This is a genomic window from Vibrio sp. dhg, from assembly GCF_003443775.1.
Lineage (GTDB): Bacteria > Pseudomonadota > Gammaproteobacteria > Enterobacterales > Vibrionaceae > Vibrio > Vibrio natriegens.
The window spans coordinates 40,323-54,922 of record NZ_CP028943.1 but is presented as its reverse complement, the minus strand read 5'-3'; the positions used below and the strand labels follow the sequence as shown (position 1 = coordinate 54,922).

13 protein-coding genes are annotated in these 14,600 nt (G+C 46.5%); 2 read left to right on the top strand and 11 right to left on the bottom strand.

What is annotated here, in order from left to right:
- Positions 1-5 precede the first annotated feature (5 nt).
- The 7 genes from tatC to rmuC form a co-directional block, all read right to left on the bottom strand.
- Positions 6-752, bottom strand: a complete 747-nt coding sequence (gene tatC, locus DBX26_RS00255) for a twin-arginine translocase subunit TatC (RefSeq protein WP_014230503.1) — start codon at positions 750-752, stop codon at positions 6-8.
- A 67-nt stretch (positions 753-819) separates the two neighbouring features.
- Complete coding sequence (tatB, locus tag DBX26_RS00250) at positions 820-1,218, bottom strand: Sec-independent protein translocase protein TatB (RefSeq protein WP_014230502.1); 399 nt, start codon at positions 1,216-1,218, stop codon at positions 820-822.
- A 3-nt stretch (positions 1,219-1,221) separates the two neighbouring features.
- The gene (tatA, locus tag DBX26_RS00245; protein ID WP_065296107.1) at positions 1,222-1,479 is read right to left on the bottom strand and encodes a Sec-independent protein translocase subunit TatA; all 258 of its coding nucleotides are present in this window, start codon (positions 1,477-1,479) and stop codon (positions 1,222-1,224) included.
- A gap of 49 nt (positions 1,480-1,528) precedes the next feature.
- A complete protein-coding gene (gene ubiB, locus DBX26_RS00240) occupies positions 1,529-3,163 on the bottom strand; it encodes a ubiquinone biosynthesis regulatory protein kinase UbiB (RefSeq protein WP_118117391.1) in 1,635 nt (544 codons plus the stop codon).
- On the bottom strand, positions 3,160-3,795 hold the full coding sequence (locus DBX26_RS00235) for an SCP2 domain-containing protein (RefSeq protein WP_118117389.1): 636 nt from the start codon (positions 3,793-3,795) through the stop codon (positions 3,160-3,162). Before DBX26_RS00235 ends, ubiB begins: the two co-directional genes overlap by 4 nt.
- A gap of 11 nt (positions 3,796-3,806) precedes the next feature.
- Entirely contained in the window at positions 3,807-4,586 is a 780-nt protein-coding gene (ubiE, locus tag DBX26_RS00230; protein WP_065296104.1) for a bifunctional demethylmenaquinone methyltransferase/2-methoxy-6-polyprenyl-1,4-benzoquinol methylase UbiE, read from the bottom strand.
- 77 nt (positions 4,587-4,663) lie between these two features.
- Positions 4,664-6,196 (bottom strand): DNA recombination protein RmuC, encoded by a 1,533-nt coding sequence (rmuC, locus tag DBX26_RS00225; RefSeq protein ID WP_065296103.1) that lies wholly within the window; start codon positions 6,194-6,196, stop codon positions 4,664-4,666.
- 169 nt (positions 6,197-6,365) lie between these two features.
- Between rmuC and DBX26_RS00220 the strand changes: the two genes are divergently transcribed.
- Together DBX26_RS00220 and DBX26_RS00215 are read left to right on the top strand one after the other, a co-directional pair.
- Positions 6,366-7,274: a DMT family transporter gene (locus DBX26_RS00220; RefSeq protein WP_020336275.1), complete on the top strand. Its 909-nt coding sequence runs from the start codon at positions 6,366-6,368 to the stop codon at positions 7,272-7,274.
- A gap of 153 nt (positions 7,275-7,427) precedes the next feature.
- Entirely contained in the window at positions 7,428-9,881 is a 2,454-nt protein-coding gene (locus DBX26_RS00215; protein WP_118117387.1) for a bifunctional diguanylate cyclase/phosphodiesterase, read from the top strand.
- A 62-nt stretch (positions 9,882-9,943) separates the two neighbouring features.
- Here the strand turns inward: DBX26_RS00215 and DBX26_RS00210 are convergent, their stop codons facing one another.
- The 4 genes from DBX26_RS00210 to DBX26_RS00195 form a co-directional block, all read right to left on the bottom strand.
- A complete protein-coding gene (locus DBX26_RS00210) occupies positions 9,944-10,705 on the bottom strand; it encodes a hypothetical protein (RefSeq protein WP_254063494.1) in 762 nt (253 codons plus the stop codon).
- Positions 10,706-10,966: 261 nt separating this feature from the next.
- Positions 10,967-12,613: an amino acid ABC transporter ATP-binding/permease protein gene (locus tag DBX26_RS00205; RefSeq protein ID WP_118117385.1), complete on the bottom strand. Its 1,647-nt coding sequence runs from the start codon at positions 12,611-12,613 to the stop codon at positions 10,967-10,969.
- On the bottom strand, positions 12,610-14,208 hold the full coding sequence (locus tag DBX26_RS00200; protein WP_065298996.1) for an ABC transporter ATP-binding protein/permease: 1,599 nt from the start codon (positions 14,206-14,208) through the stop codon (positions 12,610-12,612). The genes DBX26_RS00205 and DBX26_RS00200 overlap by 4 nt, the downstream gene beginning before the upstream one ends.
- A complete protein-coding gene (locus DBX26_RS00195; protein WP_081280032.1) occupies positions 14,205-14,594 on the bottom strand; it encodes a YbaN family protein in 390 nt (129 codons plus the stop codon). Before DBX26_RS00195 ends, DBX26_RS00200 begins: the two co-directional genes overlap by 4 nt.
- Positions 14,595-14,600 lie beyond the last annotated feature (6 nt).

The window sequence follows — 14,600 nt, the reverse complement described above, 5'->3', positions numbered from 1 at the left end:
AAAGACTACTCTTCTGTTTCGTCTTCCTCATCTTTGCGTGTGTAGAAACGCGCAAACAGCAAACCAACTTCAAACAGCAAACACATTGGAATAGCCAGCAGAGTCTGGGAAATCATATCCGGTGGCGTCAACACCATACCAACAACAAACGCTGCAACGATGATGTATGGGCGTTTTTGTTTTAAATCTTGTGGTGTTGTTGCACCCGTCCAGCACAGTAAAATGATCGCGACCGGTACTTCAAAAGCAATGCCAAACGCCATAAACAGCGCCAGTACAAAATCCAGATAGCTGGAAATGTCAGTGGCAAACTCTACACCACCAAGCGAAATCGCGGTGAAGAAGCCAAACACGAGCGGAAATACAACAAAATAAGCAAACGCTACACCGCAGTAGAACAGCAAAGAGCTGGAAAACAGCAACGGCATGATCAAACGACGTTCGTGCTTGTATAAGCCCGGTGCCACAAATGCCCACACCTGATACAAAATAAATGGCACAGCAACAAATACCGACGCAATCAGAGTCAGTTTAAGTGGCGTAAAAAATGGTGACGCAACATCAGTTGCAATCATCGTCGCCCCTTCAGGCAGACGTTCTACCAAAGGTGCTGAGATAAACTCGTAAATATGGTTAGAGAAATAAACTAGCCCGACAAACACCACCAACACTGCCAATATTGAACGCAGTAGTCGGTTGCGAAGCTCCAACAAGTGACTAATTAAAGGTTGTGTCTGCTCGACGGTAGACATGGCAAACCTCTTTGTAAAAACCAGATCAAAAAGGAGCTACTTATCCTAGCAGCTCCTCCTAATGAGACTATTCGGCTTTTTTATCTGCCGCTGTAACCTTGATATCTTCCGCTTTCTCTACCGACTCAACGACAGGCTCTGCTTTCACAGGCTTAGTATCGGACTCAGTTTTTTCCGCGTAAGGGCGGTTTACAGATTGCGCAGCTTGTTTAAGTTCTTCCACAGAAGACTTCAATTCAGGGGATAAATCTTTCATCCCCATTTGCTCAGCTTTGCGCAAGTTCTCTTGCAGCTCTTGGACTTTCAGCTCGTGAGACAATTCGTCTTTGACGCTATTTGCCATACTCTTAGCGGCACCGACAAAGCGGGACACGCTGCGAATAGCATGAGGCAAACGCTCCGGTCCAAGAACGACCAGACCAACAACAGATATTAATACCAGTTCCCAAAAACCGATATCAAACACGTTTTACGCCTGCTCTTTGTCTTTTTTCGTTTCAGGTGCAGCTTCTTTTTGTTGCTGCGTCTCTAAACTTTTTGGCTCGAAGTCTGCGTCTTTAGCGTCTTTAGCATTTTTCGCAGCATCTTCGTCATCGCTCATTGCTTTTTTGAAGCCCTTAACGGCACCGCCTAGATCACCACCGATACCACGTAGCTTCTTGGTTCCGAATAGTAATACAACAATTACAGCAATGATTAGAAGTTGCCAAACACTGATACCACCCATTCTTTTTACCTCGGGTCTTTAAACAAAATGTATTTCAAGAGTTTACCGTCTATCGACGATAAGCTCGCCAACTAAACAGCCAGAATGTGACACCTGCAATCCCACAGGCGAACGATAGCTGCTCATAAGCGTTATCCACCAATATTGCCGAGCATACGACTAAAGTGGCGCCAACACCAAATAAAAACTTACCTGTCGCCTGCTGTCGCTTACTTTGACGGTAGCCCTGATAAAGCTGATCCATACGTTGGTTCATCGCCTTACCTTGTTTGAGACTATCATAAAGCAGCTCTGGCAATTCCGGTAACTTCTCCGCCCAAAATGGTGCGCGATCTTTAATGGCATTCACTAAAGCTTGCGGACCGACTTGGTTCATCATCCATTCTTCAAGGAATGGTTTTGCGGTTTCCCACAAATCAAGCTGCGGATAAAGTTGTCTGCCAAGCCCTTCCACGTACAGCAAGGTTTTTTGCAGCAATACCAGTTGAGGTTGAACCTCCATATTGAAACGACGTGCAGTATTGAACAGATTCAATAGCACGTGACCAAAGGAGATTTCACACAGTGGCTTAGCGAAAATTGGCTCACAAACAATGCGAATCGCAAACTCAAATTCGTCAACATTGGTATCTGCCGGTACCCAACCTGAGTCCACGTGCAATTCCGCCACTCGACGATAATCACGATTGAAGAACGCAAGGAAGTTTTCCGCCAGATAACGTTTGTCTTCACTATTAAGTGTACCAACGATCCCACAATCTAACCCAATCCACGTTGGGTTTTCCGGGTGATCAGGTTTAACGAACACATTACCGGGATGCATATCGGCATGAAAGAAGCTGTCTCTGAACACCTGAGTGAAGAACACACTCACGCCGCGTTCAGCCAGCAGTTTCATATTGGTGCCATTTGCTATCAAGCCTTCTATATCAGAAACTTGAAAGCCATATATTCGCTCAGAAACCATGACAGTTTCATTACTGAAGTCAGGAAAAACTTCAGGAACGTATAATTCTTCGCTATCTTCGAAATTTCGACGCAATTGAATCGCGTTAGCGGCCTCACGACGCAAGTCGAGTTCATCGAGAAGCGTTTTCTCGTATTCACGAACAACTTCGACCGGTTTTAAACGACGTGCTTCAGGCATTGCCCCCGCGACTATACGTGCCATTCGGTGCATCAGTTTTAGATCGGAATCAATAACTGGGCGAATATCTGGGCGAATGACCTTTAATACCACTTCTTGGTTAGTGTCTTTTAGTCGTGCTGTGTGCACCTGAGCAATAGACGCAGAGGCCAGTGGTTTAATATCAAACTCGGTAAACCAATTTTCGAGTGGTCCACCTAACGCCTTTTCCATTTGCTGTTTTGCCAGTTCACCATCAAATGGGGCAACCTGGTCTTGAAGCAACGCGAGAGGATCGGCGATATGAGGAGGGAATAAGTCACGGCGGGTCGACATCATCTGACCGAACTTGATCCAAACCGGACCCAGCTCTTGTAACGCTAAACGAAGGCGATCACCTAATGGCTTCTCAGGGTGTTTATTTTTAATCCAGAACAGACTTTTGCGCATCCAAAGCGGCGCTTTCGTCAGTTGATGCTCCGGCAACAACTCATCCAGCCCATATTCCAGTTGTACTTTAACGATGTGATATAAGCGCTTTATTTCTGCTGGAGTCATGGTTTCTCCAACCCAGGCTTATCCGCATCTAACTTATCAAGCAGAGCATTCAGACGAGCTTCCACTCGTGATGCCTGACTGCGTACTTCGTCCACTTGATCGCAAAAATGCGCGACTTCGAGCGGCGCTGGCGCGAATTTCCACTCTTCTGTCACCACCTGCGCTAGATGTCGCTGGTGTTTTTCTGCTTGAGAAACGAAAAAGTTACCGACGTTTTTTGAACCCTGCACGACCGTATGGGCTACAACATCTCCAGTCACTCGCGACAGCCATTCTTCAATGTCTGGTTTGCAATCTACCATCAACTGAGAGAATTTTTGTGCCAGTTGAATATCGCCTTCCAACTCAAGCTTATCTTGCTTGATAAGACGGGTGATGTTGGCTTGATCTCGCAGTTCCGGCAACACACTCAGGTTGAGAGACAAATAACAGTCAGGATGACCTTCATAGTTACCCAAAACATCAATCTGCTGACTGAAAACAAAGGTCAGCGTCTTATTGATTTCTTTCAGGTGGACTTGAATAACCTGGCCTTTCAGACGTGCTAAACGACGACCCAGAGCAGGATCGTCTTTAATCAGTGTGTTCAGCGACGTTTCAATGACGGCAGTAATAAGAGGTTCAAATGGCATGCCGTTAACCCTTAGAATTTGTAGCCGCGGTGCAGCGCCACAATACCACCCGTTAAGTTGTAGTATTTGGTGTTTTCGAAGCCCGCTTCTTGCATCATGCCTTCCAGAGTGTCTTGATCTGGGTGCATGCGGATAGATTCTGCTAGGTAACGGTAACTTTCTGCATCGTTCGCGACCAGTTCGCCCATTTTTGGCAACAGATGGAACGAGTATGCGTCATAAATTTTCGATAACGGTTCGATGACTGGTTTCGAAAATTCCAGTACCAATAGACGGCCACCCGGCTTAAGAACGCGGAACATCGAACGCAGCGCTTTGTCTTTATCCGTTACGTTACGCAGACAGAAGCTGATAGTAATCACATCAAAATAATCATCTGGGAACGGCAGTTCTTCTGCGTTCGCCTGAACGTAATGCACATTGCCCACAATACCATTATCGCGCAGCTTATCGCGGCCGACATTCAGCATTGAGTTGTTGATATCCGCCAAAACTACATGGCCCTGATCGCCGACGATGCGCGAGAATTTTGCTGTCAGGTCACCAGTACCACCGCCAAGATCCAGAATGCGCTGCCCCGGGCGAGCACCACTGCAATCGATGGTGAAACGCTTCCACAGACGGTGAACGCCTCCCGACATCAGGTCATTCATGATGTCGTACTTTGCTGCCACGGAGTGAAAAACTTCGGCAACTTTAGTTACTTTTTCTTCTTTCGCCACGGTAGTGAAACCAAAGTGGGTGGTTTCGTTCTCTAATGCATTATTGGATTGCAAGCTTGTGTCCGTCATTCTAATTCCTCTTAGGCAGCACGTTTCACTGCTGGGCGGTTGCTGACAAATAGAGTCGCCCAATGTACTGCGGGCGATTAGTTTACTTTATCCTCAGCCGGATGTCTTTCTACTAACGATTCATTTTCGGAAAATGCTTCACTCTGTGCCAGTTGTGCAAGATCAGAGGAAATTGGGCGCTTAATCTCGACACCAAGTTGCTTGAAGCTTTCTGCCTGTCGAATCACATTACCGCGACCTGTAGCAAGCTTATTCATCGCGCCTTGATACGTTTGGTTGGCTTTATCCAGCGCCCCGCCCAAACCTTCCATATCATCAATAAACAAACGTAGTTTGTCGTAAAGTTTGGTCGCTCGCTCTGCAATCAGTTTAGCGTTTTCATTCTGACGTTCATTTCGCCATAAATTATCAATGGTACGCAGCGCCACCAGCAAGGTAGTCGGGCTGACCAAAATGATGTTCTGCTCCATCGCGTCTTTAACCAAACTCGGATCGGCCTGAATGGCGACCTGAAAAGCAGGCTCAACAGGAATAAACATCAGCACATAATCCAGGCTCTGGATGCCTTTGAGTTTGTGATAATCCTTCATGCTTAAGCCCTTGATGTGCGCACGCAGCGCAATAAGGTGGGCATTCAACGCTTGGTCTCGCTGTGCATCGGTTTCTGCGTTGAAGTAACGCTCATACGCCACCAAAGCCATTTTCGAGTCGACTACAACCTGCTTATTTTGCGGAAGGTGAACAATCACATCAGGTTGATAACGCTTACCTGCTTCATTTTGTAGATTCACCTGCGTCTCGTATTCGTGCCCTTCTCGCAAACCAGATTCTGCCAGCACACGGGCGAGAACCACTTCGCCCCAGTTGCCTTGCTGCTTGTTGTCGCCTTTCAAAGCTTGGGTCAGGTTCACCGCTTCACGCGTCATTTGCTCGTTTAAACGTTGCAGATTTTTTAGCTCATGCACCAGTGTATGACGCTCTTTGGCTTCCTGACTAAAGCTGTCATTAACTTGTTTTTTGAAGCCATCCAACTGCTCTCTTAACGGAGAAAGCAAACCTTCCAAGCTCTGACGGTTTTGTAGATCCACCTTCGCGGTTTTCTCTTCAAACAGCTGGTTGGCAAGATGCTCAAATTGCTGCTTCAGTCGTACTTCTGCTTGTTCCAGTATTTGCAGCTTTTCCGCATTCGACTGATTTACTTGCTCATGGCGCGCTTGCTGCTCTCGTAATTGGGTTTCCAAACGCGATTTTTGCTCACGCATTTTCCCTAGCTCATCGAAATACTGCTGACGCTCTTGTTTGACGGCTTCGAAATAACGAAGCTTTTCCATTGCTGCCATCAACTTGCCGTGTGACTGACGCACTTCAAATGCCGCTTTATCGCGCTCGTCATCCAGCTCATCCAGTTCTTGTTGCGCTTCAGCCAGACGCTGACCCACTTGCTCAAGCTGTTGTTGGTGAAGCTGTTTTTCTGCAGACAGTTGCTGCTCAAGAAGCTGAGTTTGAGTGATAAAGCGCTGTTTTACCCACCAACCGACCGCCGCTCCGCTGGCTGCAGCGGCACATAGAGAAGAGAGAATGAGAGATTGATGCTCAAGAATCCATTGCATAATAGCGAGTTAGCCTGTGTTTTATATCTATAACAATGGTATTTAGACACTGGATAAATGTCCAGTTTGTTGGATGAAAAATCCTCGCATACACTACCTGCTCAAAATAATATCCTTTGGCTCGCTCAAAATCTTATCGCCGAGCCTTTGAACACGATACAGAGGCATCATGAATGAGCGTCGCGCCCTAGGATTTGGGCTCTCAGCAGTATTACTTTGGTCGACAGTGGCGACCGCATTTAAACTCACATTAGCCGAGTTCACTCCGATTCAGATGCTGTGTATTGCCAGCATCGTTTCTGCTATTGCTCTTGTCATCGTATGTGGTGTTCAAGGCAAGTTGAATCAGCTCAGCGATACCTTTCTGTCGAATCCTTGGTATTACCTGCTACTTGGCCTGATTAACCCATTAGCCTACTACCTGATCCTGTTTAAGGCTTATGACTTGCTCCCGGCCTCTCAGGCCCAGGCCATCAACTACAGCTGGGCCATCACGCTGACGCTCATGGCAGCGGTATTTCTCGGGCAGAAAATTCGTAGCAAAGACTGGATTGCTTGCGCGTTTAGTTACCTAGGTGTGATTGTGATTGCCACTCAGGGCAACGTGTTAGGTATGGATTTTGAGAGCCCGCTTGGCGTTGGTTTAGCTCTGCTCTCTACATTGCTATGGGCAGGATATTGGATTCTCAACACCAAAAACAAAGCGGATCCGGTCGTGGGCGTGTTACTTGGTTTTCTGGTTGCGATTCCTTTTACTGTTGCGTTAAGCATCTATGAAGGACAAAGCTGGAATACCATCTCGGCCCAAGGCTGGGCTGCGGTGACCTATGTAGGTCTTTTTGAGATGGGGATTACGTTCGTCCTTTGGCTAAGCGCGCTCAAGTCAACACAGAATACGGCTCGCATCAGTAACCTGATTTTCGCTTCCCCATTCATCTCCCTGATGTTACTGGCGACGATTATTGGTGAAGACATTCATCCCTCTACGCTGATCGGGCTGGTATTGATCATCAGTGGTCTGGTGATTCAGCAAGTTAAGTTTGGCAAAAAAGAGAAAACCGCCAATGCCTCTCACTAACAGACGGTATCAATTCGTATTTTTATGAACTGAAGCGTCTTCTACCGCTTGGAATTATTTTATGGTCGGATACGATACAGCCAAAGCCCAATAGCCATCTCAGCTATATTTTTATAAACACATCGTTGGGCGATTCAGGATACCGTACTAATTATGTTTCGCTTTGATATTCCATCTTCTTTATTAGCAGACTGGCAAGATGCCCTGCAACAGTGCTGTAATGCCAACCATGCACAGGGACAAGTCTATGCCTTCAATGACAACGAACAGTGGCAACACAGTGCGTTGTCGACCGCAGAGCAGAACCATGATGCGATTGTTGCCGAGATTGAGCAGATCACCGCTCAATATACCCCTTTTCAATTAGAAACCGTCAATATAGCTTATGAGCAGCAGATCCTCAGCATCTGTCCGGTGTGGCTACCTAACGGTGATTTGTTTGCCACGATTACGCTGACTTACACAAACGCACAAAGCCATCACGTGCCAGCGTGGCTGAGCGCCCTTGCTGGTCGGTTTAGTTTTGATGTGAGCCAACATTACCAACAAGAACAACAACGTCATCTGCGGTATCAGCAAGATCAAAGTCAAATCCCAACATTACAAGAGTTTATCGACTGCCTTGAAGACCATATCTGGATCAAAGGCACCGATGGCCTGTATGCAATGACTAACCGAAGCGTCGAGCAAGCCTGGCAAAAAACCAATCAGGAAATCATTGGTAAAAATGATTTTGACCTTTTCAGCGAACAGCGCGCTGAAAAATTCATTCAAGCTGATATTACAGTGGTTGAAACTGGCAATCAGAATATTGTTGAAGAGTGCCGACAAATCGACTCGAACAATAATCCAACCTGGCTCGAAACCATTAAGTCACCTGTACGCAATCAAGCAGGTGAGCTGATTGGTGTTATGGGCATGACGCGAAACATCACACGTAGAAAAACCATAGAAACACAGCTAACGTTGGCGTCGAAGATCTTCAATAACTCGCAAGAAGGGATGATCATCACCGATCGTGATGCAAACATTATCGATATCAATCCTGCCTTTACGAACATCACAGGATACAGTGCAGAAGAAGTGATTGGTCATACGCCGAAAATCCTTCACTCTGGACACCACGATAGCAGCTTCTATCTAAATTTATGGTCTGAGCTACAAGTTAAAGGACAGTGGAAAGGCGAGTTCATCAACCGCAAGAAAGATGGCAGCTTTTACCCTCAACTGGCCACCATAAGCGCTGTAATGGACGACAAAGATCAGTTGATCAACTATATCTGTGTGTTTGAAGACATTTCGGTGCGCAAAGCACATGAAGAAAAGCTGCAGCGAATGGCGTTTTATGACCCGTTGACCAATCTGCCAAATCGTACTCATTTACTTGGATTGCTCGAGCAGCACATCGAAACTGGTCAAAAGAGCCAGCAAGGCTTTGCAACCCTTTTCCTGGATATCGATCACTTTAAGCACATCAACGACAGTATGGGGCATTTTTGCGGTGACCAATTGCTGACCAAACTGGCAATACGTCTGCAAGACACCTTGCATCTCAATGCCCATGTCGCACGAATCAGCGGCGACGAATTTGTGATTATTCTTCCAGAGGCGCAAAGTGATGTCGCGCTGTCCGAAACGGTGGACAGCATCTTAGGTGTATTCCATCAACCGTTTAAGCTGACCAGTCACGAATCATTGCGTGTCTCAGCAAGTATCGGTATTGCCCTGTATCCAACCGATGGTCAAGACAGTGAAACACTGCTGAAAAATGCAGATACTGCCATGTACTTAGCGAAAAAGAATGGCCGTAACGGCTACGCTTTTTATTCACCGGATCTGACTCACAAGTCCATTTCCCACGTGCGAATTCAATCAGCGCTGCACGAGGCAATAGAGAAACAGCAACTGCGTTTGGAGTATCAACCCCAATACAACCTGGAGCAGAACTCTATTGTTGGCGTGGAGGCCCTGTTGCGCTGGCAGCACCCTGAATTTGGCTTAGTGTCCCCTGCTGATTTTATTCCAATTGCAGAAAAAACCGGGCTAATTCAAAGCATCGGCGATTGGGTTCTCCGGCAGGCTTGTATTCAAGGCCACGCTTGGCTGGAGTCTGGAATTAACTTCGGCAAAATAGCCGTCAATGTATCCGCACTCCAACTGCAGCAATCGAACTTTATCGACCGGCTTCAGGTGATACTTCAAGAGACTGGTTTTTCTGCGCATCATTTGGATATCGAAATCACCGAAAGCTTTTTGTTGATCGACCCACAACAGGCCATTGCGTCGTTAAATCAACTGCGAGAACTCGGTATTGAAATATCTTTGGATGATTTTGGTACAGGCTATTCCTCGCTTTCTTATCTGAAAGGTCTGCCGATCAACAAATTGAAGATCGACCGTTCATTTGTGAAAGATGTACCGAGTCACAGCGACAGCAATGCCATCGTTAATGCGATCATCGCTATGGGCAAAACCTTATCGCTTAAAGTCGTCGCAGAAGGGATTGAAACTCAAGAACAAGCACAATACCTGTCAGACAAAGGATGTATTTACGGTCAGGGATTTTTATTTAGCCCATCCGTTACTCCCAACAAGCTATTTCTATAGCGGACCGCCATTAACAGCAAAAGCCGAGTAAGAAATACTCGGCTTTACAACTGCGTCAGAAATTAAAAATCCAGCGAAAAAGAATATATTTGATAGCGATAGGTAATGGATACATGGTTTTCCACATACCGATAGTCATCACCAGATAGCGCATTGGTAATGAGATCCCCATTAAATACGATGTGATGCTTTTTATATTTAGCCTCAGCATAAACACCAGTTGATAAACCCAGTTTGGAGTGATTAATTTTTCTCACCTTTCCGTAATTAGGGTGCTCTCGATTGGTGATTAAAAACTCGCCGTTATGATCCTGGTATCCCAACCCAGCCCCAACACCGACTCTATATTGCCAGCCCTCAGGTTTTTCTCGCCCAAATTGGTAGTAGATGATGGGAGTAAAATACAAAGATAAACCCTCTATTTTGGTACCTTTATTTTTAATAACGCGGTTATAACCGCCACCATCTCCCACAACTTGCTTATCAAATTTAGAGGTAAAAAAGTCAGCCGAAAACGTATAAGACCAGTTTCGGTCTTGCCATATATATTTAGGCTCGGTTCTGAGAGAAATGCTTGGTGCGACATTCAAGCCATCAGTCTGAAATTCAGCCACTTCCATAACATTTTCTCTTTCGCTGATTTCAATGGTTCGGTAACCAAGTGACGCGCCCACAAGAACTTCAAAAGAGGTACCAGAATCACGTTCATGCGCACTTAATGTTCCGCAAAAACACAATGATAGGATGAAGAACATAGACCGCATGATGATTCCGCTACTGGCTAAATCTGAACTTGGGAAACAAACTAAAGCAGGAGATTCCAAAAGACGAGGCCATGCATAGCTGATTAGCCGTCAACGAGTGACTTATCTATTTATCTGCGAGGCAAATAACATCTTCCGTTTGAAAATTGAGGAGCTGGACGACTGGTGGGGATATAAAGACAAAGGGGTAAAATGCTTCGGCGGCTTGCCAGTTAACGCTTTACGCTCGAGCTAAAACCCAAAACAAGTAGAAAATTGCTCAATGCTCATCCTTTGTCAGTAATCTATAATGCCGGATAACTCCGGCATGTTTATGTGCTTTTAGTCACTGAGGGGAGTAAGTTGACCATCTTTCATCAGCCTGCGTTCACAGTGCGGATTTAGCCCCTGTGGCTGGTGCGCGACTTCAACCACTAACTTCTCTTGCCAATCTTGGCGAAGACGCTGACGAATAACGATCTCGGTCTGTTTGTCTAACGCACTGAATGCTTCATCTAACAAATAAATGGGCGTATCGCGCAACCAGGCTCTCGCCAACGCTATCCGCTGCGCTTCTCCACCGCTGAGACGAGTACCATTAAGCCCCAACTCAGTATCTAGCCCATCGGATAATGCAAAGAACATTGGCTCCAAGCAGACTAGCCGTAGTGCTTGCATCAGTTTCTCATCACTATAGTGACCACCTAGAGATAAGTTGTAGCGTAAAGACGCGGGAAAAATCACACTCTGTTGAGGTATATAACTGATTTTCAGCCAAGCTGATTCACGATTCAAACAGGTAATCGCTTCGCCTTTGAACCGCAACGGAGTCGTCTCGGAAAGATGAATACCAGCCAAGTAGCGCAGCAATGATGTCTTGCCACTTCCACTTTGCCCATGGATGACCAAATGCGTTCCCGCAGGCAGCGACAGCGATAAGTTTTCAAACAGCCAGTCAGCATCAGGGCTATAACGATGGCTTAAACCTGTGACACTGAGTAGAGCCTCAGAATCAGATCTGGCGTGAGCTTTAGTATCGTCACTAAGTGCTGCTGACGGCTGCGCTTCCAATATGGTCAGAACTCGGTGACAAGCAGGAAACGTCTGAGGCAAGTCCTCAAAAGTCCTCGTCAGCGCTAGCACCGGACCGAAAGCGCCCGCATATAAACATAACGCCGTTAACGATAGCGGATCTCCATGCCACCAAACCCAGACAATCATGGCAATAAAGCCACTACCAATGATTAAATCTGTCAGCGCATCCTTAATACCATTGCGGACAGCTAAGGTGTTATGTAAGCGTTGAAGCGCTTGTCCTTGTTTGGTTACTTTGCGCTGAAAAAACGCCATCGCTGACCAATTCTGTATTTCATTGAAACCAGATACCACGTCGGTCAGCAAGGTATTCAACAGACCAAATTGATCGCGAATATTCTGCCCTAGCTTCGCGCTGCGACTGAGGTGCCACGCAGGCAACACACCACCGACAATCATTAACAGTAAACACAAGGCGATTGCCGCTGGACCAACTAACCAATACCCGTAAGCAGTCACCAACAGCGACACCACCAGCGCAGAGAGTACTGGAACAATGGTGTGAGCATAGAAGACTTCGATGCGCTCTATGTCCGATACTACCCGTGCGGTGAGGTCACCGGTCGAAAGGTCGTGAATATTGTCCGGCGCTTGCTGTTCTAGCCGCCAATACACTTGATTGCGTAAGTCTTCTTGGATACGAAATGCAGCGTTATGCCCTGAAAGTTGCTCGACATAACGACAGATTGCTTTGCCGATACCAATCCAAAGTAACGCCCAAAGCAGTTGTGGCCAAATCGATACGGGTTGTTGGCCAATAAATAATTCTTGCGCGTATTGCCCCGCGACAACGAGGATTGCAATGGTGCCTAACTGATTTAATATCCGACAAAGCAACGACAAACCAAGCGGAGCTAAGTGCGGTTTAGCTAGATTTAATAACTGATTGATCATGCCCAGGCCTCCGAGCTTGTTACTTTAGTTACATCGCGCCAACGGCTGACATCTACGACTCGATCAGCCTGAGCAATTAGTCGTGGTGAGTGACTGATCACCAATACGCCGGCCTGCTGCTTGAGCTGATGCAGCGCATCAATCACTTTTTGTTCGGTCACATCATCCAACTGGCGGGTCGGTTCATCGATTAACATCAGCGCATGATCGGATAAAAATGCTCGAGATAAACCAAGCCGAGCCGCCTGCCCGCCAGAGATATGCTTTCCGCCTTCACCCGGATGCAATGACAGTGTGTCTGAGTGCTCTAGCCATTCATCCAGCGCACTCTGTTTTAGCGCATCACGCACCTCATTTTGTGTAGCACTGGATGCCGCCATACGACAGTTATCTTCCAGCGTCTGATGAAACACATACGGCATCTGCTGTAAGTAACCAATCGGCTGATGGGTAATCACACCTGCATCGGGCATCAACTGACCACGGATCAGTTTGAACAAGGTGGATTTGCCGCAACCGCTTGGCCCCTGCAGCACCACCAGTTCACCTTTGTATACGCTTAAATCGACACCCTGAAATAGTTTTTCTTGCTGAGGATAACCATAAGTCAAATCGCGAACATCAAGAACAACGGCATGATTTTGCTGTGTAAGATGGTGGGATTCATTTTCGTCTAAAGACAAGATGTGTTGTACGTCAGCCTGCACTTCTCGGCCCAGCGCACCGGCAAAGAAGAACGCTCCCATTAAAGACAATGGACGTATCAGCTCGACACTGGCCAAAATGATAAAAGCTGCCGATGCTGCGTCGAGAATACCCAATTGATAACGCGTAATCGCCAACAATGACGCAGCGACTATCGTGCCCAGAGAAAACAACAGATCAACCAATAAAATCACCAGTTGATTAGTCTTGAGGAGTGACATGGTAGAGCGTCGTAATGCCTCACCATGCTGCTCAATTTCCGCTCCCCAAATTTTGGAATACTGGTACAGCTTTAACACGGGAAGGCCGTGCAAGCTCTGAGTAAACAGCTCCGTCAGCAGAGCCAAGTTGTGCTTATAGGTCGCACTGACACTGGCAAAACGTTTAAACACCAACATTAAAATGGCTGGAATTAGAGGGATCATTAACAGCAAGATAAAGCCAGAAAATGGGTCTATGAATGCAATAAATAGACACACTAGCAAAGGGCCAAGCAGACCGATAAAAAACTGAGGGACAAACAGCCCCCAATATAGGTCCAGTACTTCCACGCCTTCACCAAGCAGGTAATTGAGCTTCCCACGCAGCTCTGGTGTCATTTGGGCTGGCTTTAAAGCGGCCAATTTATCAAGCAGTTGCTTACGTATTGACTGCTTTACTTGCTGCGCTGTTTTTGCCCCCAAGTAACGATGGAAAATAATCACACCAAAGCGTAACGCTAATAAAGTCACACTCGCCAATAGCACCTGTAGAACAATCGGTTCAAAGTTGTCACTGAACACTCGGCTCACCAGCCAATATTGACCGACTAAACCAAGAATAACCAACACGCCACTGCTTACAGAACCCAAAAGCCAAGGTTTTGCGGATTGAGGAATCTTACCTATCATTTATTTTCCTCAACTGGATCAACGCGCGTCTTGTAGCGCAAAATAATGTAGGTTTCGATAAGGGCAATCACCAGCAATGTAATTTGTGCAGATGGTCGTTCACCGAGCAACCAAACGACGGTCGCCAGTATCGAGCACCACACCACTATCAGTACTCGCACCTTTTCTTTTATGGTTAGGCCACGATTTTCTTTAATGTTTCTCAGCGTTGGACCGAGCAAACGGCTGGCGAGCAACCACGACTGAAAACGAGGCGAACTGACACTAAAGCAATAGAGCGCAAGTAACGCAAAAGGAACGGTAGGCAGTAACGGAATAAACACACCAACCATACCCAGCCCTGTCGCACTGACCCCTATAGTTAAAAAGGCATATCTTTTAATCATGTTCCA